The organism is Sphingomonas leidyi, from assembly GCF_011761945.1.
In the GTDB taxonomy this organism is placed as follows: domain Bacteria; phylum Pseudomonadota; class Alphaproteobacteria; order Sphingomonadales; family Sphingomonadaceae; genus Sphingomonas; species Sphingomonas leidyi.
In genome coordinates this window covers 343,896-364,907 of the sequence record NZ_JAASQV010000002.1, presented here as the reverse complement: position 1 = coordinate 364,907, position 21,012 = coordinate 343,896, and the positions used below count along the sequence as shown (strand labels likewise).

Annotated in this window: 18 protein-coding genes and 1 riboswitch; of the genes, 9 read left to right on the top strand and 9 right to left on the bottom strand. The window is 67.5% G+C overall.

The features are described from left to right. Positions 1-26: 26 nt before the first annotated feature. Together ppc and FHR20_RS11390 are read right to left on the bottom strand one after the other, a co-directional pair. A complete protein-coding gene (ppc, locus tag FHR20_RS11395) occupies positions 27-2,699 on the bottom strand; it encodes a phosphoenolpyruvate carboxylase (RefSeq protein WP_167299764.1) in 2,673 nt (890 codons plus the stop codon). Between the two features lie 79 nt (positions 2,700-2,778). After that, positions 2,779-3,792, bottom strand: coding sequence for a L,D-transpeptidase family protein (locus FHR20_RS11390; protein ID WP_243857292.1), 1,014 nt, complete (start codon positions 3,790-3,792; stop codon positions 2,779-2,781). Between the two features lie 97 nt (positions 3,793-3,889). Between FHR20_RS11390 and FHR20_RS11385 the strand changes: the two genes are divergently transcribed. Further along, positions 3,890-4,738 carry an oxygenase MpaB family protein gene (locus FHR20_RS11385; protein WP_167299763.1) on the top strand — a complete coding sequence of 283 codons (849 nt, stop codon included), beginning with the start codon at positions 3,890-3,892 and terminating at the stop codon, positions 4,736-4,738. Here FHR20_RS11385 and FHR20_RS11380 read toward each other — a convergent pair. The 6 genes from FHR20_RS11380 to FHR20_RS11355 form a co-directional block, all read right to left on the bottom strand. Beyond that, complete coding sequence (locus FHR20_RS11380) at positions 4,735-5,133, bottom strand: septal ring lytic transglycosylase RlpA family protein (RefSeq protein WP_167299762.1); 399 nt, start codon at positions 5,131-5,133, stop codon at positions 4,735-4,737. The two genes, FHR20_RS11385 and FHR20_RS11380, sit on opposite strands and share 4 nt — an antisense overlap. A 132-nt stretch (positions 5,134-5,265) precedes the next feature. Next, positions 5,266-6,054 (bottom strand): DUF4198 domain-containing protein, encoded by a 789-nt coding sequence (locus tag FHR20_RS11375; RefSeq protein WP_167299761.1) that lies wholly within the window; start codon positions 6,052-6,054, stop codon positions 5,266-5,268. Between the two features lie 47 nt (positions 6,055-6,101). Then, the gene (locus FHR20_RS11370) at positions 6,102-7,229 is read right to left on the bottom strand and encodes an ABC transporter permease (RefSeq protein ID WP_167299760.1); all 1,128 of its coding nucleotides are present in this window, start codon (positions 7,227-7,229) and stop codon (positions 6,102-6,104) included. After that, on the bottom strand, positions 7,226-8,392 hold the full coding sequence (locus FHR20_RS11365; RefSeq protein ID WP_167299759.1) for an ABC transporter permease: 1,167 nt from the start codon (positions 8,390-8,392) through the stop codon (positions 7,226-7,228). The genes FHR20_RS11370 and FHR20_RS11365 overlap by 4 nt, the downstream gene beginning before the upstream one ends. 5 nt (positions 8,393-8,397) lie before the next feature. Next, positions 8,398-9,420, bottom strand: coding sequence for an HlyD family secretion protein (locus FHR20_RS11360; RefSeq protein WP_167299758.1), 1,023 nt, complete (start codon positions 9,418-9,420; stop codon positions 8,398-8,400). Continuing rightward, a complete protein-coding gene (locus tag FHR20_RS11355; RefSeq protein ID WP_243857291.1) occupies positions 9,417-10,781 on the bottom strand; it encodes a TolC family protein in 1,365 nt (454 codons plus the stop codon). Before FHR20_RS11355 ends, FHR20_RS11360 begins: the two co-directional genes overlap by 4 nt. Positions 10,782-11,402: 621 nt before the next feature. On the opposite strand from FHR20_RS11355, the gene FHR20_RS11350 reads away from it, so the two are divergent. The 3 genes from FHR20_RS11350 to FHR20_RS11340 all read left to right on the top strand — a co-directional run bounded on the left by FHR20_RS11350 (position 11,403) and on the right by FHR20_RS11340 (position 13,229). After that, on the top strand, positions 11,403-11,552 hold the full coding sequence (locus FHR20_RS11350) for a hypothetical protein (RefSeq protein ID WP_167299757.1): 150 nt from the start codon (positions 11,403-11,405) through the stop codon (positions 11,550-11,552). A gap of 87 nt (positions 11,553-11,639) precedes the next feature. Further along, positions 11,640-12,092 carry a GNAT family N-acetyltransferase gene (locus FHR20_RS11345; RefSeq protein ID WP_167299756.1) on the top strand — a complete coding sequence of 151 codons (453 nt, stop codon included), beginning with the start codon at positions 11,640-11,642 and terminating at the stop codon, positions 12,090-12,092. 231 nt (positions 12,093-12,323) lie between these two features. Beyond that, positions 12,324-12,541, top strand: a riboswitch (cobalamin riboswitch). Between the two features lie 166 nt (positions 12,542-12,707). Then, a complete protein-coding gene (locus FHR20_RS11340; RefSeq protein ID WP_167299755.1) occupies positions 12,708-13,229 on the top strand; it encodes a hypothetical protein in 522 nt (173 codons plus the stop codon). Here the strand turns inward: FHR20_RS11340 and FHR20_RS11335 are convergent. Then, positions 13,214-14,614: a short-chain fatty acyl-CoA regulator family protein gene (locus FHR20_RS11335; protein WP_167299754.1), complete on the bottom strand. Its 1,401-nt coding sequence runs from the start codon at positions 14,612-14,614 to the stop codon at positions 13,214-13,216. The genes FHR20_RS11340 and FHR20_RS11335 overlap by 16 nt on opposite strands. A gap of 104 nt (positions 14,615-14,718) precedes the next feature. Between FHR20_RS11335 and FHR20_RS11330 the strand changes: the two genes are divergently transcribed. From FHR20_RS11330 to prpB, 5 genes are read left to right on the top strand one after another with little or no spacing between them, the layout of a single operon-like run. Then, positions 14,719-15,051 carry a hypothetical protein gene (locus FHR20_RS11330; RefSeq protein WP_167299753.1) on the top strand — a complete coding sequence of 111 codons (333 nt, stop codon included), beginning with the start codon at positions 14,719-14,721 and terminating at the stop codon, positions 15,049-15,051. Then, entirely contained in the window at positions 15,048-17,678 is a 2,631-nt protein-coding gene (gene acnD, locus FHR20_RS11325) for a Fe/S-dependent 2-methylisocitrate dehydratase AcnD (protein WP_167299752.1), read from the top strand. The genes FHR20_RS11330 and acnD overlap by 4 nt, the downstream gene beginning before the upstream one ends. After that, positions 17,675-18,829, top strand: a complete 1,155-nt coding sequence (prpF, locus tag FHR20_RS11320; protein ID WP_167299751.1) for a 2-methylaconitate cis-trans isomerase PrpF — start codon at positions 17,675-17,677, stop codon at positions 18,827-18,829. Before acnD ends, prpF begins: the two co-directional genes overlap by 4 nt. A gap of 11 nt (positions 18,830-18,840) precedes the next feature. Continuing rightward, on the top strand, positions 18,841-20,004 hold the full coding sequence (prpC, locus tag FHR20_RS11315; protein ID WP_167299750.1) for a bifunctional 2-methylcitrate synthase/citrate synthase: 1,164 nt from the start codon (positions 18,841-18,843) through the stop codon (positions 20,002-20,004). A gap of 26 nt (positions 20,005-20,030) precedes the next feature. Further along, complete coding sequence (gene prpB, locus FHR20_RS11310; protein WP_167299749.1) at positions 20,031-20,951, top strand: methylisocitrate lyase; 921 nt, start codon at positions 20,031-20,033, stop codon at positions 20,949-20,951. Positions 20,952-21,012 lie beyond the last annotated feature (61 nt).

Sequence of the window (21,012 nt, the reverse complement as noted above, 5' to 3'; positions counted from 1 at the left end):
AGCTTGCCTGGAGGAGGATTGAAGCATCACCCGCTGTTGCGCAGCGCCGTCGCGATCGCGTTGATCGAGAGCAGGATGCCCTCGCCGATCCGGGGATCGTCCTCGCCGGCGCGGTGGCGCTTGAGCAGCTCGATCTGCAGCAGGTTGAGTGGTTCGATATAGGGCAGGCGCAGGCGGATCGACGTCTCCAGTCCCGGATGCTTCTCCAGCAGCCGCGTCTGGCGCGTCGCCTGGAGCAATCCGTCATGCGTCTTCTGCCACCCCTCGCGGATCCGGCCGAAGATCGCATCGCGCAGGCCCGCGTCCTCGACGAGCGCGGCATAGTGGGCGGCGATCTCCATGTCGGACTTGGCCAGCACCTGCTCCATGTTCGCCAGGGTCGAGGCGAAGAGCGGCCAGGCCGTCGCCATCTCGCGCAGCAGGCCCTTGTCCGCGAACGCCTCCATTGCCTGGCCGACGCCGTACCAGCCCGGCAGCATGATCCGCGCCTGCGCCCAGCTGAACACCCAGGGGATGGCGCGCAGGTCCTCGATCGCGTCCGACTGTTTCCGGCTCGCCGGGCGCGAGCCGATCTTCAGGCCGGCGATCTCGGCGATCGGCGTCGCCTGGCGGAAAAAGGTGCGAAAGCCCTGGGTCTCGTAAACCAGCCCGCGATAGGCCCTGAACGCGCTGTCCGAGAGCTGGTCCATCGCCGCGGCGAAGCGTGTCGCATCGGCCTTGCCCAGCTTCTCGGGCTCGAGGCTGGCGAGCAGCGTGGCGGAGGCCATCGCCTCCAGATTGGTGCGCGCGCTCTCGCGCGTGCCGTATTTCGCGGCGATGATCTCGCCCTGCTCCGTCACCCGGATGCGGCCCTGCACGGTGCCCTTGGGCTGGGCGAGGATGGCCGCGAAGCTCGAGCCGCCGCCGCGCCCCACCGCGCCGCCGCGGCCATGGAACAGCTGCATGCCCAGGCCTGCCTTCTCGAACACCGGCTTCAGTGCGGTCGATCCGCGCGAGAGCTGCCAGGTCGAGGTGAGATAGCCGCCGTCCTTGTTGGAATCGGAATAGCCGATCATCACTTCCTGATGCCCGCGCTTCGCCGCGATCGCCGCGACTTCGGGCAGGCCCAGCCAGGCGTCCATGATCGCCGGCGCGCCCTCGAGGTCGCCGATCGTCTCGAACAGCGGGATCGCCATGACGTGCGCCTGCGGCTCGTCCCCGGGGAGGTAGAGCCCGGCTTCCTTGAGCAGGATGTGCACCTCGAGCAGGTCCGACACCGATTGCGCCATCGAGACGATGTAATGGGTGATGCACTGGCGCCCGTATCTGGCATGGGCCTGAGCCGCGGCGCGGACGATGGCGAGCTCGGACGCCGTCTCCTCCGAATATTCGGCATAGGGGCTGGTGAGCGGCCGGGCGCTGGCCAGTTCCCTGCGGAGGATCTCGACCCGCTTCTCTTCGGGAAGCGACGCATAATCCTCGGTCACGCCGCCCGCCTTGAGCAGTTCGGCGACCACGCGCTCGTGCACCGCGCTGTTCTGGCGCATGTCGAGCGTGGCCAGGTGGAAGCCGAACGTCTCCACCGCGCGGATCAGCCGGCCGAGCGCGCCGCCCGTCGCCAAGGGTCCATTGCCCTCGTCGGCCAGGGCATGGGCGATCGTCACCAGTTCCTCGCGGAACGCGCCGGGATTGGCATAGGGTTCGGCGGCGATCGCGGCGGGGCGGGGCGGGGCCTTGCCGGTGAGCTTCTGATGGGTGGCGGCGAGCCGGGCATAGATGCCGGTGATCGCCCGGCGATAGGGCTCGTCGGCGCGGCTCCTCGCCTCGTCATGGCTGGCCTCGGCGAGCTTGAGCAGCGCTTCGCCGACCTGGACATGCTCGGTCGAGATCGAAAGCTCGGCGCCCAGCGCATGGACCGCGTCGAGATAATAGCCGAGCACCGCCTCGGCGGCGCGGGCGAGCGCGAACTGCATCGAATCGGCGGTCACGAACGGATTGCCGTCGCGATCCCCGCCGATCCAGCTGCCCGGGCGCAGGAAGGACGGCGCCCGGCCGCCCAGCGCCCGGTCCCACCGGGCATAGAGCGCGGGGAGGACGGGCAGGAAGATGTCGCGCAGATAGGAGAGCGCAGTCTCCACTTCGTCGGCGACGCCCAGCTTCTCGCGGCGCAGCACCCGGGTCTGCCAGAGCAGCGCGATCTGGCGGAGGATCGCTTCCTCGACCTTGTCGCCATCCTCGGTCTCGGCCACGCCGCGGTCGCGCAGCAGCATCAGCTCGGCGATCCGGTTCTTGTGGTCGATCATCGACTTGCGGCGCACTTCGGTGGGGTGCGCGGTGAGCACCGGAGCCACCAGCGCCTGGTCGAGCAGCGCCATCACCGCGTCGCGGCCGATGCCTTCGCCCTCCAGCCGCCGGAGCGCCGAGGCGATGTCGGCATCGCTTTCGGTCTCCACGCCCTGGCGATCCTCGGCCAGGTTGGCGAGCATCGAGAAGAGCATGAAGCCGCGGGTGAAATCGAGCGTCTCGTCCAGCGTCAGCCGGTCGAGCCCGCGGTCCACCGCACCCGCCCCCGCGACGCCGCGTGCGCGATCCACCGAGGTGGAGCGGATATACTCGATGCGCTTGAACAGCTCCTCGCCGCCATAGGCACGGATTACGTTGCCGAGGAGCCGACCGAGGAAGCGAACGTCCTCGTTGTTTGCGATCGCGAGGCTAGCCATGGGGCGCGTTGCTGCACTGCGAAATGTTACGGGGTCAATGCGAAAGCGCTTGGGCGCGCGTTTAGTTTCGCTTTCCGGCTCAGCGCGTGGTGACTTCGTCGTCTTCCAGCCATCCGGCAACGCCGGGATCATTCTCGATCAGCGCTTCCGGCGCGACGGCGGCGGGCTGCGCGAGATCGCTGCCAAGGCCGAGCGAATCGGGGATCACCACCAGGGTGGTGCCGGGCCCCACCACGCCGGCGAGCGCGCGGCGGAAGGGATCGCTGCCCTGGAAGCGGCCGGCATCCGGCGCGGCGAGACCGGCGGCGGCAGGGCCCTCGCCCGGCAGCGCCAGCCTTTGCCACCGATAGTCGCCGGCAACCACGTCCTGCAGCACATAGGCCTGGACCCGGTCGATCACGCCGTCGAACGCCACCGGGGCCGAGCCGATCTCGACGCCGCCGCGCAGCACCACCATCCGCCGGTCCGCACCGCTCACCACGATCGAGACCGGGCCGGCGCGCGAAAGCTCGGGCCGCCATACCGCCGGGCCTGCGGGGAGCGCGGGCGCCACCGGATCGGCGCCGATGCGCAGCGCCGGGGCCTGGTTGGTGACGATCACCGTCATGCCGAGATCGGTCTCCTCGAACAGCAGCCGGGCGAATTCATGGGGCAGGCGGATGCAGCCATGCGAGGCCGGATAGCCGGGCAGGTTCCCGGCATGGAGGGCGATGCCGTACCAAGTGAGGCGCTGCATGAAGGGCATCGGCGCGTTCGAATATTTGCTCGAACGGTGCCATTTCGCCTTTTGCAGGATGGTGAAGACGCCGGTGGGTGTGCGATGGCCGGCCTTGCCCGTCGAGATGGTGGAGACGGCGATCGGCACGCCGTTGCGATAGGCGACCACCCGCTGGGTGGCGATGTTGACCACCACCAGCATCGGGCCTGCCGGGGCGATCTCGGGCACCCAGATATACTGGCCGGGCCTGAGCCGCTCGACCGATGCCATCACGGTGCCGCCGTGGATCGGCTGCATCTGGGCCGCACCCGCGGTGGCGAGCAGGCCCGTTGCGGCGGCAAGGGACAGTGTTTTGATGCGCTTCGATCGGAGCAAGACTCACCCATGCGATGACGTCATGACATCCTATCAGCGTGGCGCTCCGGCGAAAACGGGCGGTTGCGGGAAAACGGTTAGTCCCTAGCTTGGGACCATGAATCCCGCCGATGGCATTGCGAACAGGCTGCGCGGCGCGCTGATCGGCCAGGTGCGCGCGGTGTTCAACGACCAGGCCCGGGGCGAGAAGCCGGTCCAGCGCAAGCCGGAGGAGAGCCTGTTCGGCCCCCGATCGGTGGTGTGGCGCGTGCACGGCGACGTTACCACGATGATGGTGGGCGGGGTGACGGCGCTGCTGCTCCAGATGCTCCATCCGGCGGTGCTGGCGGGGGTATGGGACCATTCCAGCTTCCGGGGCGACATGCTGGGGCGGCTGCGGCGCACCGCGCGGTTCATCGCGGTGACCACCTATGGCTCGGCGGAGGAAGCCGAAGCGGCGATCGACAAGGTGCGCGAGGTGCACACCCGCGTGAAGGGCGTGCTGCCCGACGGCACGCCCTATGCCGCCGACGATCCGCGCCTGCTCGCCTGGGTGCACGTGACCGAGGCGGTGAGCTTTCTCGATGCCTGGATCCGCTATGCCGAGCCGGGCATGGGCCTGGCCGATCAGGACCGCTATTTCGCCGATTTCGCGCGCATCGCCGAGGCGCTGGGCAGCGATCCGATCCCGCGCAGCCGGGCCGAGGCGAATGCGCTGATCGCCGCGATGCGGCCCGAACTGGCCGTCGATGCGCGCACCCGCGAAGTGGCGCGCATGGTGCTCGACCAGCCGGCGCCCAATCTGGCGGTGGCGCCGGTGCAGGCGCTCACCTTCGGTGCGGCGGTGGACCTGCTGCCCGGCTGGGCGCGGACGATGCACGGGCTCTCCGGCGCCGGGCTGGCGACGCCGGCGCTGCGCATGGGCACGCGTGGTATCGCCGGCACGCTGCGCTGGGCATTCCGTTAATCCTGGCCGGCTTCGGCTTCTTCTTCTTCCGCCAGGGCGAGCGAAACGGTGCCTCGCCCCCGCCGGACAAGGCCGATCTCGCTTGCGGCCGCGCGGGAAATGTCGATCAGCCGGCTCTTGTCCCAGGGGCCGCGGTCGTTGATCCGCACGACCACGCTGCGCCCGCTTGCGGCATTGGTGACGCGTACGCGCGTGCCGAAGGGCAGGCTACGGTGCGCGGCGGTGAAGTCGCTGGGATCATAGGCTTCGCCGCTCGCGGTGCGCTTGCTGGCGAAACGGTCGGCATAATAGCTGGCCTCGCCCGTGGCGATCGCGGCGGCGGGCGCCAGGCCGGGGGCGTTGGCATGGGAGATCGCGCAGGGCGAAAGCAGCATCGCCGCAACGGCAAATGCCATTCCCCGCTCAGACCTTGCCCCCATTGCACGCCCCTCGTGTCGCCCGGGAGCGGGCCTGCCGCCGATCGCCGAACAAATCCACACCGACGGGCCGATACTGCGCCATATGGTGGTTGGGCGGCGACGAGCCGCTCAGGCCGCGTCGAAGGCCAGCGTGTAGGTATAGCTGCGATAGGGCGTTTCCGATCCGGCCGGCGCCGCCGTGCGGTGGCGGACCAGGATCAGGTAGATGCCGGCCTCGCCGGGGCGCAGCGTGAAGTCGCCCCGCGCGTCCGACCGGACCGTCGCGGCGATTTTCCTGCCGTCGTAATTGCCCGCGGCGCGGAACAGCGTGACTTCGGTATCGGCAAGCGGCTTGCCGTCGAACAACAGCCGGAACCTGGCGTCGCTGCCCGCAGCGATCTCGGCCGGATGGGTGCGCGGCTGGATCTCCAGCGCGGTGCCGATCGGCCGCAACGCGCCGGCACTGGCCGCGCCGCGCGTGACATAGGCTTCGGCGAGGGTGGTGCTCTGCACATCGACGGTGCGCGCGCCGGCGGGCGGGGCGCCGTCCTCGCCGGCGATGATCCACTTGCCGCCCGCCTGGTACATCCTGCCCTTGCGGCCGAGGCGCTGGCCGGTGGTGAGGCGATAGGTGCCCTCGGCGGAGAGGTCGGCCTCGAAGATGGTGAGGTCGCGCAGATAGGTCGGCGTGCCGACCTCGCCGCGCGTGCCGTCGGGCCGGATGAAATGGAACGGCGCGTCCTTCATGCCGATCTCCGGCACAAAGGCATCCTCGCCGAACGACGCGGTGACGGTGACGTGATCGCCCTTGCCGATGTCGAACAGGGTGGGAAGCAGATAGGGCATGTGCGCCTGGGCCGCGGTGCCCAGCACCAGTGCGCCGATCGCGCCCAGCAGCGTGAGTTTGGCAAATCGCATGACGGCCCCCGTTCGAATGTCGCGGGCTTGCGCTAATATTATTGCGATTAACTTTCAATAGCAGATATTCGAGCAGGCTTGCGGATGCGGTAGCGCCAGGCCGCGATGCCGCCATAGAGCAGCGTGAGCAGGGCAAGGTTCAGGAGTTCGGCCCATTGCTCGCCCAGCGTCGCGCCCATCTGGTTGATGCCCACCATCAGGCGGATGCCCGGCGTCGTCGGCAGCAGGCGCGCGAGGAGTGTCAGCCAATGCGGCGTCGCCTCGGCCGGCCAGGACAGGCCGGAAAGGAAGAATATCGGGACGGACGTGACGATCCAGAGCTGGATCGGCCGCTCGCGCGTGCGGAAGAAGCTGCCGAGCGCCAGGGCCCCCGCCACCGTGGCCGCCACGAACAACGCGGCGGAGACGAGCAGCGCGGCCGGATCGGCCCGGGCGCGCGGATAGTCCTGGAACCAGAAGACGAAGCCGGTGAACCAGGCGATGTTCGCGCAGCCGATGACGAAGAAGGCCAGCGCGATGCCGAGCAGGCCGGCCGGGGCAATGCCCTGCCTGCCCTGCTGCTCGCGCATCGTCGCGGCGAGCATGGCAAGGCCGATAAGCAGGGTCTGCTGGATGATCAGGAAGGCGACGCCCGGGAAGATCGTGCTGCCATAGCCTTCGCGGGTATTGAACAGCGGACGCTGGATCATCGCGAGCGGCGGCGGGGCGGGTGCGCCCTGCGCCATCGCCTGGTCGAGCGCGGCGTCGCGCCCTGCCGCGCCCAGCGCCGCGCCGACGCCGGCGAGCGCAGTCGAGGTGCGCAGGAGATAGGCGCCATTGCCATAGAGCGCGACCACGCCCTGGCCGCCGGAGAGGATGCGCCGCTCGAAGCCTGCGGGGATCACGACGATGGCGCTCACTCGCCGCTCCTGGAGCTGGCGCAGCGCGGCGGCGGGCGAGGGCGGGCGCGAGACCAGTTCCGCCTGCTGCACCGCGCCGAGCCGGTTCTCCAGTGCGCGGCTGGTGCCGCTATGGTCCAGGTCGACCACCGCGATCGGCATTCGCACCGGCACTTCGCCCGAATAGGCGGAAGGATAGAAGAAGGCATAGAGGATGCAGGATCCGATCAGCAGCATCAGCGCCGAGCTGTCGGCGAAGATCGCGCGGAAGGTGGCGAGGAAGGCGCGGCCGATCATCGCCGGCCCCAGCATTCCGGGCGCCGCGCCGCGGCCAGGTAGCGCGGCAGCCCGATGCCGCCGCCGACCAGCAGGAAGGCGAGCATCGCCAGCACCTGCCATAGCGACTGGGCGGCGGGCGCGCCCATGATCCATTGCTCGGCCAGCAGCTTGGCGAAGGCCGAATAGGGCAGCAGCGCGCTCCACAGCCGCGCGAAGCCGGAGGCGGATTCGATCGGGAAGATCGCGCCGGCAAAGGCGAAGGACGCGCCGGCATAGAGCCCAGCGACCGACAGCGCCTTGCCCATCGTCAGCGTCAGCCCGACGACCAGCAGCGTCACGCCGACATAGGCGAGGTACATGGCGACATAGCCGGCGAGCAGCATCGCCGCGCTTCCCGCCACCGGCCAGCCGCGCAGCCCGGCGACATAGCCGATCGCCAGCAGCCCCCAGCCGGTGAAGATCGCGAGATAGGGCGCGAGCTTGCCCGCCACGGCGGCGGCGGCGCGCAATGGGGGCTCGCCGCCGATCCAGGCGCCGATCGTCCCGTCGCGCAGCTCGCGACCGAGCCCGCCGGCAATCGCGACCATGAAGACCAGGTGGAGCAGCGCGGGATGGATCAGCGCGACCAGCTGCAGTTCGTAGCTGCCCTGGGGGTTGAACAGCACCGCGCTCTGCACCGCGATCGGCGGGCGGCGGACCCTGCCGGGGCCGAGCACGGCGGCGGCCTGGGTGGCGGCAAGCGTTGCCGCATAGCCCTGCACGACATTGCCCACTTCGCGCAGCGCGGCGCCCGATGCCGTCGAATAGCTGGCATTGTAGAAAGTGGTGACGCTGGCAGTGGCGCCGCGCAGCACCGCGCGCTCGCTGTCGGCCGGGATCAGCACCACGGCATAGGCGCGGTTCGATCGCACCAGCCGTTCCGCTTCGCGCATGTCCCCCGGCCGCGCCGCGACGCGCAGGCCCGGCGCCGCCTCCAGCCGCCGCGTCAGCTCGCGCGAGACGGCGCTGTCGTCCTGGTCGACCACGGCGATCGGCAAGTCGCGCATCACCCCGGCGGAAAGCTGGATCGCCACCACCGCCATCAGCAGCAGCGGCACCCACGACACCAGCGCGAGATCCCAGAAGCTGGTGGCCAGGAACCGCACCTCCCGCCGCAGCGCGCTGCCGAAGGCGCTTGCCATGCCGGTCAGGCCGGCCAGTCGAACAGCACGGTCATGCCCGGCCGCAGCCCCTCGACCGGTGCGACCGGCACCACCCGCACCTCGAAGCTCTTGATGTCGAACCCGGTCGATTGCCGCGTCGCGCGCCAGGTCGCGAAGTCGCCGGCCGGGGCGGTGTAGATCACGCGGAAGCGCGCGCGCCGGTTGGCGAGGGCGGGAATCGTGCCGCCGATCTCCTTGCCCCGCGCCAGCCCGCGCAGCTGGTCCTCGCGGACGTTGAGCGTCACCCAGGGATGCGCTGTGTCGGTCAGCACGAACACCGGGAAGCCCTGCGGCACCAGCTCGCCGGGCTGGGCCAGCCGCTTGCCGACCTCGCCATCGGCGGGCGCGGTGACGCGCGTCTCGTCGGCCGCCGCCTGCACCTCCGCCACGGCGCCGCGCGCCTGCTGCACCTGGCCGGTCGCCGCCGCCTTGTCCTGCCGCCGCGCGCCCGCGAGCGCGAGATCATATTGCGCCCGCGCCGCCTTGGCCTGCTCGGCGGAAGCGACTGCGTTGGTCCGCGCCTCGTCCGCCTTCTGCCCGGCGATCACGCCCTGCTCGTAGAGCCGCTGCGTACGCGCGGAGGTGGTCCGGGCCAGTTCGGCAGCCGCCTGTGCCCGGCGCCACTGCGCCTCGGCGGCGCGGATGTCCTCCGGCCGGGCGCCTTCGTCCGCCTTGCTCTCCACCGCCTGCGCCGCCGCCAGCGCTCCGCCCGCCTGCTCGGACTTGGCGGCGACTTCCGGGCTGTCGAGCGTGTAGAGCAATTGCCCGGCCTTGACCGGCTGCCCCTCCTCGACATGAAAGGCGGCGATGCGGGCGGTGACCTTGCTGGTGATGCGCATCTCGCGCGCATCGACCATGCCCTGGATCTGGTCCGGCGCGGGGCGATAGGCCAGCCACAGGCCGAGCGCGAGCAGCACCGCCACCACCAGCCCCGCGATCAGCGCGATCGGTCGCCGCCGGGCGGGTGCGGGTGCGGGGGCTTCGTCCTCGATCACGGTATCGGTCATGGGATCACCTTGTCGGCCCGGGCGAGATACTCGGGCATCCGGGCCATCTGGCCGCTCAGGCTGAGCAGCTGGGCGAGCGCCTGGACATAGTCGTTGGCGGCCTGGGCCCGCTGGACGCGGGCGCGGCCCAGCCCGAGCTGTGCGTCGATCACGTCGAGCGACGTGACCTGCTGTTCGCGGAAGGAGAGCGTCTGCAGCCGCAGATTCTCGGTGGCCGAGGCGAGCGCGCTGTCCAGCAGCAGGAAGCGCCTGCGCGCCGCCTCCGTCTCGCCCCAGGCCTTGGTCACGCCGATTTCGAGCTGGGTGCGCGCCTCGCGCAATCCGGCCTCGGCCTGCGCCACCGTCTCGCGCGCGGCATCCACTTGCTGCCGGCGGCCGGCACCCGACATGAGCTTGTATTTCAGGCCGACGCCCACCGACCAGTCGGGGTCGGTGAGCAGCGAGTCGCGCCTGTCGAAATTATACTGGCCGAAGCCGTAGATGGTCGGCCGCAGCTTGGACTGCTGGATCGTCACGCCGGCGCGCGCCTGGTCTTCCAGCGCCTGCATCCGGGCCAGCTGGGGATGAGCATAGAGCGCGGCGGCCTTGAAGTTCTCGAGCGGCTCCAGCGGCTGCGAATCGACGCCGAGCGGGCTGAGCGGATGCACGCCGGCCGGCGCGCGCAGCATGCCGGCGAGCGCGGCATTGGCGGTGCCCAGGTCCGATATCGCCTTCTCATATTCGCGGGCGGCATCGTCGCGCGCCACTTCCGCCTGCAGGCGCTGCGCGCGGCTGATGAAGCGCGCCTGTTCGAGCTTCGTCGCGTCGGCGACATGGCGGTTGAGCCCGTCGAGCACGTCGCGGCGGATGCCCAGCGCCCGCTCGGCGAGCTGCTGCCCGTAATAGGCCTGCACCAGCTGGACGAGGGCATTGTCCACCGCGATGTCGCGATCGGCCTTGGCCTGGGCCACCTGCGCGCTGGCGCCGGCCCGGGTCCCGGAGATCTGGCCACCGGTGTAGAAGGGCAGGGTGGCGGTGACGATCGGCCGGGTGCTAGTCCGTTCCTGGCGGAACTTCAGCGGATCGCGGATGCCGAAGGATTCCGCCACCGGCGCCAGCGATCCGAGCGGCAGATAGAGCGTCTTCTGATATTCGAGCAGCTGCGCCTCGACGTCCACGTCCGGCCGGCCGAGCGTGCGCGTCGCGCCTTCCTGCGCTTCCTTGCCGCGCAGATTGGCGGCGGCGGCCTCGATCGCGTCGGAGCGCTGGAGCAGCCTGTCCTGCGCCGCGCGATAGTCCAGCCCCAGCGGCTCGGAAGTTTGCGCGAAGACGGGCGATGCACAGGAAAGCGTAGATAGCAGCGACAACGCCAGGATGCGCATCGACAGAACTCCCGTCACGCCACGCGCGAATGATCGCGATCATGCCGCTTTTGTAAAGAGCGATTTCCCGCGTTCGGGTCCATTACGGTCGGCGATGCGCGGCTGGGGCAAGAGCCCGGCGCGTTTCGATTTGCTCCGGCAGGCCCTTGTTCTTCGTCATCCCCGCTTTTCTTCGTCATCCCCGCGCAGGCGGGGATGACGGTGTTTGTGGTCCGTTGCTGAAACTGAGAGACTTGGGGCTAAGCTAAATCAATAGCTTATCGGGACATGAGCGTGTCGTTCGGAGACTCTCGTCGCTCAATGCGAACTAATTTTAGCGTGTTTGTCTCAAAATCTCAGAGACTCGAGTCTCGGGGCAATTTCACCGGCATATCAATGGTCGGCAAAGCGCCCCAGTTCCTGACATTCAACGCGTGCGATTCTGATCCCGAAAGCGGCCGCTAGCGAACTCCGTAGCCAGACGCGACCGACGATGGGTCGAAGTGCGCACAAGTCTCCAACCTACATGTGCTCGTCAATGGCGCAGTGGCGGGGCGATGACGCAGCCAGCGCGTCATACGCCAGTCCGGGCTGGGAAAGCCTGCTGCCTGCAACCGTTTGGGGTTCGCCTGGCGTCGTTCAATGACCTTCAATGCAAAGCTTGGCTTCGAGATCCTCGAAGAGACCATCCCGGTCGTAAGACTGTGCGATGTCGAACACGACCGCGACCAAGCGAGGATGTCCGACAATGAATTGGATCGCCTGCAGGACCTGCTTGCGGCAGAGAATTGATCCGCCCCTTGCAGCGCTGCCGCATCGAGCGGATTGCGACAGCGCGGGATCGCTTATCGCGGAATCGCATCCAGGGAGTCTCGTGTCTTGGGTTCAGAATCGGTCACGCTCCGCCGGGTCCATGCGCTTGACGGCGGTATTGCGCGGTTGGCTGGAGAGGCGGACTCCGAAGGTCACCGCTTCATGCGGCGCCTTCTGGATGAATGGTGCTCCGGCGCAAATCGTTTCAACGGTGACGGAGAGTTCCTGCTCGGCGTCGACATTAATGGGCAGATCGCTGCCATAGGCGGCCTCAACCTGGACCCTTACGCTGCAGACGCACGCATTTGTCGACTTCGTCATGTGTATGTTTCGTCCGCCGCTCGGCGAAACGGTGTCGGATCGCTTCTGGTGAAGCGCATCATATTCGATGCTTCCCGTTCATTCGCGACTCTACGTCTGCGTACCGCAACGCCAGAGGCTGCGGCATTTTACGAGCGGCTGGGCTTGCGGAAAAGCAACCAGGAGGCTGCGACACATATCCTCGATCTTCAAGCCTGATGGTCGGATTGCGAGCCTTCTGAGCCTTGGGCACCAATGAGCCGAAAAATAGCCGCCCCCCCTGATTGGCCCGCAAATCGGGTTTTCGCCAACGCGCAGTCTGAAAGATTTGATAGCCGCATAGCGATAGTTCGCGCATTGGCCGAGGCGCCCGCATTTTGATCTAGTGCAGAAAAGGGCCATTCCTGTTGTGCCCTAACTGATGCTAAGCACCAACCGCTCGGCCTTGCCGGGCAAGAACACCGTGCTGGTTCCCCGCGAGGGGATTAAAATGGGAACATGGTAAGGGGGCGTCCCCCAAATCCATGCTGTCCCTGCAACTGTAGGCGGCGAGCAAGGGCGCTGGGCGGATGTAATGAATCCGCTGACCACTGGGTTATGAACCTGGGAAGGTGCACTCGAAGCGACGACCCGCGAGCCAGGAGACCTGCCGGCGCGGGTCGCTGTTGCCTTGGTCCAGGGGATGGTCGAGGCGCGGACGAGCGTCCGAACGGCGAAAAGCAAGCGTGGGCACGGCCTGCGGTGTCCCGCGTGCGCTCTGCATGCCGGGAGCCACGGGTATGCGCGGGCTGACCGTGAGGACAGGGTGTGAATCAAAGACCAGGCTGGACGGAGTTGAAGGACGAACGATCGATCAGGCTGGCGTGGCGCATCGCAGATGCGTTGCTCGTCCGTGATCGATCGAGCTCGAAGGTCCTGCTCGATTTTCAACCGGCGCACGACGAACATCTCGGCCTGTCGCTGCGTTGGCCGGAAGCCCGTCACCGCGTCCTGACATTCTTGCAAGGCCAGGCCATGCGGAAATGGATCGGCCTCTCACTCGAAGTCGAAGTTCCGGATGGGGACCTGCGCTTGGGTGAGGTCATCGAGCGCTGTGCTTGTGCGCTGGTCCTTCCCGCAAGCCGCCCGCTGACACCGCGGCTGGTTCTTAGTGCACTCCCGATCAGCGCGCAGGAGCGACTGCGCTGGACCAAGGATGGCCGCCTACTCCAAGCGGGCGCGGTGACGATCCGGCGCGCGCATTCGATCTCCGTGGCAACCTATGCGGTCGAGACGATCTCGGAACTGGCCGAGGACCCCTCGATCATCGCGCTCTGGCGGGAGCAGGATGCCTTGCGCCTTCACGCTACGGGATAGGGAACAGGCGCAGCTCGGTTCTCGTCGATTGCCAGCGCCCGGCCAATCGGCGGAAACGCGCGTTGCGGGCAAGCAGGGCGTTCGCATACCTTGCAGCCCGCCCCGATCGGAGTTGCCGCTGCCGGATCGGACAGGTCAAGGCCGCGCGAATAGACGAGCTGGCCAGCGTGGCGGATGTCGCAGCCGAGGCCGATGGCGAAGGTCTTGCCGGGTTTGCCGAAGGCGCCGCCGCTGCTCATCACCGTGCGCGCCACCCAGAGATAGGTACGCCCGTCGGGCATCTGCGCGATCTGGCGCAGCACCCTGCCTGGCTGGGCAAATGCCTCGTACACCTTCCAGAGCGGGCAAGTGCCCCCAACCCGTGAGAAGTGAAAGTCGGTGGCCGATTGGCGCTTCGAGATGTTGCCGGCGCGATCGACACGGACGAAAAAGAAAGGAACTCCGCGCGCGCTTGGGCGCTGCAGCGTGGATAGCCGGTGGCAAACGGTTTCAAACCCCACCCCGAAGATCTCGCCAAGCCGCTCGATATCATAGTGCTCGGCCTCCGCGGCAGCGAGAAAATCGCCATAAGGCAGTACGAGTGCCCCGGCGAAATAGTTGGCCAGCCCGATCCGGGCCAAGCGACGTGCCTCGTCATCGATCAGAATGGGGTCGACGGTCAGGGTGCCAATCGCTTCGTCTAGCTCGAGAAAGGCGAGTTGGGTCGCCATCTGGAATACCTGCTGCCCCAGTGTCAGGCCGGCGGACAGGTGCAGCAGGCGGGTGGCCGGATCATAGCTTCGCTGCACCGGACCGGCTTCACCAACTGCCAGTTCAACCCCGTGCTTCCCTCTCAGCCAGGCAACCAGTCCGGCATGGATAGTCCGCGGGGAAAGGCCAGCGTCTCGGTAGATGCGCTCGGCCGCCTCATCCAGCACCTCGACATGGTTGCGCCGGGCATAGAAGAAATCGCGAACCTGCTCGAAGGGCTGGCGCACTCTGGTACCCAACGTCCAATCATCACCCAGTTGTGCGGCCATCACGTCGCCGCGCTCCACGGCGTCGCGATAGCGTCGGTGCAACGCAATCAGCGTCCGGCCGACAGCCGGCATGTTCGCGGCCAACTCGCGCAGTTCGGCCAGCGCGATGCTTTCCCCACCCTCTGCAACGGCATCGCGCATGTCGGTGATCAGGCGTGCTTCCTCGTCCTCGGAGAAAAGCTGGACGTCTATCCCGAACACCGCATTGAGCTTTAGCAGGATCGGCACGGTCAACGGCCGCTGGTTCTGTTCCAGCTGGTTAAGATAGCTCGCCGAGATGCCGAGCGCCTGCGCGAGTTCGACCTGTTTCAGGTTCCGCTCTTCCCGCAGCCGCCGCAGCCGCACGCCCATATAAGCCTTGCGCATAATCGTCCGATCTTCGCAAGATTTGCTAATTCGCAAATCCGAGTTCGCAGACCTTCGCTCTTTCAGTACTTCCGATTGCGCGCCGGTTTGCGGATTATGCGAATATGCTTAGCCGCGCCCATCCGCAAGATGCAGACCTGCTTGACCGCCTCCTGGATGCGGCCTCGGCCCACGCGCGCGCCGGGCTCGGCGAGCCGGTAGTGCTGCGTCGGTGCAGTGACATTGAGATCCGCGAGGAAATCGAAGGCCTGCGTTTCGAGACCTGGTGCGTCCGCAAGGGCGAGGAAGGCCTTGTCGTTGTGGCGACCGCCACCGCGTACGATGAAGGCGGCCGCGAATGCATGGTCGCCTCGGGCCGTTTCACCTTCTCAACATTTGTGGCTCCGAGCGCGTCGATCCTGACGCGGCTTGCACGCCTGGATTATCCGACGAAATGAATAGCGCGTTCCGAACGCCGCTCGCCGGCACCGACCTCGATTATTTCGATACCCGCGCCGCGATCGAGGCGCTCCGCCCGGGCGCCTATGACACGCTGCCCTATGTGTCGCGGGTGCTCGCCGAGCAGCTGGTACGCCGCTGCGATCCCGCGATGCTCGACGATGCGCTGATCCAGATCGCCGACCGCAAGCGCGACATGGATTTCCCCTGGTATCCCGCCCGCGTCGTCTGCCACGACATTCTCGGTCAGACCGCGCTCGTCGATCTCGCGGGGCTGCGCGACGCGATCGCCGATCAGGGCGGCGATCCGGCCAAGGTCAATCCGGTGGTGCCCACTCAGCTGATCGTCGATCACAGCCTGGCGGTGGAGCATGGCGGCTTCGATCCGCAAGCGTTCGAGAAGAACCGCGCGATCGAGGACCGCCGCAACGAGGACCGGTTCCACTTCATCGAGTGGACCAAGCGGGCGTTCGACAATGTCGACGTGATCCCGGCCGGCAATGGCATCATGCACCAGATCAACCTGGAGAAGATGTCGCCGGTGATCCAGGCACGCGACGGCGTCGCCTTCCCGGACACCTGCGTCGGCACCGACAGCCATACGCCGCATGTCGATGCGCTCGGCGTGATCGCGGTCGGCGTGGGCGGGCTCGAGGCCGAGACGGTGATGCTCGGTCGCGCCTCGATGATGCGGCTGCCCGACATCGTCGGCGTCAAGCTCACCGGCCGCCGCCAGGAAGGCATCACCGCTACCGATATCGTGTTGGCGCTCACGGAGTTTCTGCGCACCGAACGCGTGGTCGGCGCGTGGCTGGAATTCTTCGGCGAAGGTGCTGACAGCCTGACGATCGGCGACCGCGCGACCATCTCGAACATGTGCCCGGAGTACGGCGCCACCGCCGCGATGTTCTACATCGACCAGCAGACGATCGACTATTTGCTGCTCACCGGGCGCGAGGCCGAGCAGGTCAAGCTGGTCGAGAACTATGCCAGGACCACGGGCCTATGGGCCGACGCACTGCAGACCGCTCAATATGAGCGCGTGCTGGAGTTCGACCTGGGCAGTGTCGTGCGCAACCTCGCTGGCCCGTCCAACCCGCATCGCCGCCTGCCGACGAGCGCACTCAATGAGCGTGGCATTGCAGTCGACCTCGAAGGCGCGCTGGCCGAGGAGCGCGAGGGGCTGATGCCCGACGGCGCGGTGATCATCGCTGCGATCACCAGCTGCACCAACACCTCGAACCCGCGCAATGTCGTGGCCGCCGGCCTCGTCGCGCGCAACGCCAACCGGCTTGGGCTGCTCCGCAAGCCCTGGGTGAAGAGCTCGTTCGCGCCCGGCTCCAAGGTTGCGCGGCTCTATCTGGAGGAAGCGGGTCTCCTCGGCGAGCTGGAGCAATTGGGCTTCGGCATCGTCGCCTTCGCCTGCACGACCTGTAACGGCATGTCGGGCGCGCTCGATCCGGTGATCCAGCAGGAGATCGTCGACCGCGATCTCTACACCACCGCCGTGCTCTCGGGGAACCGCAACTTCGACGGGCGCATCCATCCATACGCCAAGCAGGCCTTCCTAGCCTCGCCGCCGCTGGTCGTCGCCTATGCGATCGCGGGCACGATCCGCTTCGACATCGAGCAGGACGTGCTGGGCATCGCGGCGGACGGCAGCGAAGTGCGGCTGAAGGACCTGTGGCCGAGCGATGCCGAGATCGACGCGATCGTCGCCGCGCATGTGAAGCCCGAGCAGTTCCGCAACGTCTATGAGCCGATGTTCGGCCAGCGCCTCCACGGCGGCGAGAAAGTGAGCCCGCTCTACGACTGGCGGCCGAAGTCGACCTATATCCGTCGCCCGCCTTATTGGGACAAGGAAGGGCTGGGCGCGCTCGCAGCGTCCCCGCGCACGCTCACCGGCATGCGGCCGCTGGCGATCCTGCCGGACAACATCACCACCGATCACCTCTCGCCGTCCAACGCGATCCTGCCGACCTCGGCGGCTGGCGAATACCTGACCAGGATGGGCGTACCCGAGGAAGACTATAACAGCTACGCCACCCACCGCGGCGACCACCTAACCGCGATGCGCGCGACCTTCGCCAATCCAACCCTCCAGAACGAGATGGCGGTGGTCGACGGCGCGGTGAAGAAGGGCTCGCTTACCCGGCTCGAGCCGGACGGCCAGGTCGTGCGGTTGTGGGAAGCGATCGAGACCTATCTCGGCCGCCGCCAGCCGCTGATTATCATCGCGGGCGCCGATTACGGCCAGGGTTCGTCGCGCGACTGGGCGGCCAAGGGCGTGCGCCTGGCCGGCGTCGAGGCGATCGTGGCGGAGGGCTTCGAGCGCATCCACCGCACCAACCTGATCGGCATGGGCGTGCTGCCGCTGGAGTTCCAGTTCGGCGCGACACGTCTCGGCCTCAAGCTCGACGGCACCGAGACCTATGACGTGGTCGGCCAGCGCCGCCCCGGCGCGACGCTGATGCTGCTCATCCACCGCAAGGACGGCGGCACCGAGGAGGTGCCCGTCACCTGCCGGCTCGATACCGCCGAAGAAGTCTCGATCTACGAGGCGGGCGGCGTGCTCCAGCGCTTCGCCCAGGATTTCCTCGCCGGCCAGGCGGAGGCGGTAGCATGACCGGCCAGGTCCGCATTCCCGCCACCTATATGCGCGGCGGCACCAGCAAGGGCGTGTTCTTCAAGGCGGAGGACCTGCCCGAGGCCGTGCGCGTGCCCGGCCGCGCGCGCGACCGGCTGTTCCAGCGCGTGATCGGCAGCCCCGATCCCTATGCCGCGCATATCGACGGCATGGGCGGGGCGACGTCGAGCACCAGCAAGTGCGTGATCATCGGCCCGGCGAGCGTGCCCGATCACGACGTCGACTATCTCTACGGCCAGGTCGCCATCGGCGAGGACCTGGTCGACTGGTCGAGCAATTGCGGCAACCTCTCCACCGCGGCCGGCGCCTTCGCGATACAGGCCGGCTATGTCGATGCCAAAGCCAATGACGGGAGCCCCGACGGCATCCGCACCGTCCGCATCTGGCAGGCCAATATCGGCAAGACGATCGTCGCGCATGTGCCGGTGTCGGGCGGCGAGGTGCTGGAGACCGGTGATTTCGAGCTGGACGGCGTGACCTTTCCGGCCGCCGAGATCGTGCTCGAATTCGAGGACCCGGCGGACGGCGGAGGCGCGATGTTCCCGACCGGCAATCTGGTCGATACGCTCGACGGACCTGACGGGCCGATCCAGGCAACGCTGATCAATGCCGGCATCCCAGCGGTGTTCGTGAACGCCGAGGACCTTGGTTACACCGGCGCCGAGCTGCGCGAGGCGATCAACTCCGATCCGGCCGCGCTCGAGCGCTTCGAGGCGCTGCGCACCGCGGGCGCCGCCCGCATGGGCATCGTCAAGACGGGCCGCGCGCCCGCGATCGCCTTCATCGCGTCCCCGATCGACCATCGCACCTCTAGCGGCAAGGAAGTGCTGGCCGGCGAGATCGACCTGCTCGTCCGCGCGCTGTCGATGGGCAAAGTCCACCACGCGATGATGGGCACCGCATCGGTCGCGATCGCTGCTGCGGCGGCGGTCCCCGGCACCCTGGTCAACCTGGCCGCAGGCGGTGGCGCGCGGAACGCGGTCCGCTTCGGCCATCCCTCGGGCTCGCTCCGCGTCGGCGCCGAGGCCCGGCAGGTCGACGGCCAGTGGACGGTCACCAAGGCAATCATGAGCCGCAGCGCACGCATCCTGATGGAAGGTTGGGTGCGCGTGCCGGCCGACAGTTTCTGAGAGAGGATCCGATGAACGACGTTCCTGCCTTCAAGCCGAAGAAGTCGGTCGCCCTTTCGGGCGTCACCGCCGGCAACACCGCGCTGTGCACCGTCGGCCGCACCGGCAACGACTTGCATTACCGGGGCTACGACATTCTCGATTTCGCCGAGACGAGCGAGTTCGAGGAGATTGCGCATCTGCTCGTCCATGGCAGCCTGCCGACCGCGACTCAGCTGGTCGCGTACAAGAAGAAGCTGCGCAAGCTGCGCGGGCTGCCGCGTTCGGTGAAGGAAACGCTGGAGGCGATTCCGGCCGCCGCGCATCCGATGGACGTGATGCGCTCGGGCGTCTCGGCGCTGGGCTGCGTGCTGCCCGAGGCGCACGACCACAATCTGCCGGATGCGCGCGACATCGCCGACCGGCTGATGGCCTCGCTCGGCTCGATCCTGCTCTACTGGTACCATTTCGCGCATCACGGCCGCCGGATCGAAGTCGAGACCGACGACGACAGCATCGGCGGGCATTTCCTCCATTTGCTGCACGGCACGCCTCCGTCGGAGAGCTTCGTGCGCGCGATGCACACCTCGCTGATCCTCTATGCCGAGCATGAGTTCAACGCCTCGACCTTCACTGCGCGCGTGATCGCCGGCACCGGGTCCGACATGTACTCCGCCATCGCTGGCGCGATCGGCGCGCTGCGCGGGCCCAAGCATGGCGGCGCCAACGAAGTCGCCTATGAGATCCAGAAGCGCTATTCGAGCGCGGACCAGGCCGAGTTCGACATCCGGCGCCGGGTCGAGGCCAAGGAAGTCATCATCGGCTTCGGCCATCCGGTCTATACCGTCTCCGATCCGCGCAACGTGGTGATCAAGCGCGTCGCCAAGGGCCTTGCCGACGAAGCCGGCGCGCAGCGCCAGTTCTCGGTCGCCGAGCGGATCGAGAGCGTGATGTGGGACGCGAAGAAGATGTTCCCCAACCTCGACTGGTTCTCGGCGGTCTCGTACAATCTGATGGGCGTGCCGACCGCGATGTTCACCCCGCTGTTCGTCATCTCGCGCACCTCGGGCTGGGCAGCCCATGTCATCGAGCAGCGCGAGGACAACAAGATCATTCGCCCCTCGGCCCATTATACCGGTCCTGAGGACCTGACCTGGGTGCCGCTCGCCGAGCGCGGCGAAGACGTAGCCGCCTGATTGGGCTGCCTGAAGGAGTATAGATTTTGCCGTATCTCGTAGCCGACGACCTGCCGACCGAATCTGCAGGCAAGCGCTTTCGCGCCGCGCTCGCCCGACCGGGCATCTACCAGCTGCCGGGCGCCCACAATGGCCAGGCGGCCATCCAGGCGCGCAATGCGGGCTTTGATGGCCTGTACCTGTCTGGCGCAGCGATGACGGCGAGCATGGGCCTGCCCGATCTCGGCATCATCACCGTGGACGAGGTGGCGTTCTTCATCCGCCAGATCGCCCGCTCTTCGGGGCTTCCGCTGCTCGTCGATGGCGACACGGGTTATGGCGAGGTGCTGAACGTCATGCACATGGTCCGCACCTTCGAGGATGCGGGCGCAGGCGCGGTGCATCTGGAAGACCAGATTCTGCCCAAGAAGTGCGGGCACCTGAACGGCAAGAACCTGGTTCCCGCGATCGACATGGCGGCCAAGGTCGCAGCCGCGCGTAAGGCCAGCCGTGACATCGTCATCATGGCCCGTACCGACGCCGCGGGCGTCGAGGGCTTCGATGCCGCGGTCGAGCGCGCCAAAATGTATGTCGATGCCGGCGCCGATGCGATCTTCCCGGAGGCGCTAAATACCCGCGAGATGTTCGAGAAGTTCGCCGCCGCGATGCCCGGCGTGCCGCTGCTCGCCAACATGACCGAGTTCGGCAAGACGCCCTTCTATACCGCGAAGGAATTCGAGGAGATGGGTTACAAGATGGTGATCTGGCCGGTCTCGTCGCTGCGCGCTGCCAACAAGGCGCAGGCCGAGCTTTATGCGTCGATCAAGGCCAATGGCGGCACCCACAAGATGGTCGATTGCATGCAGACCCGTCAGGAGCTGTACGACGTGATCGGCCTGCACGATTTCGAGGAGCTCGACGCCTCGATCATCAAGACGATCGTGCCCCAGGGCATGCCGCAGATCTGAACCGGCTACCGCTTGCGGTGGCTACGGGTCGCGGGGACTGGGGAGTCCTCGCGGCCCGTTG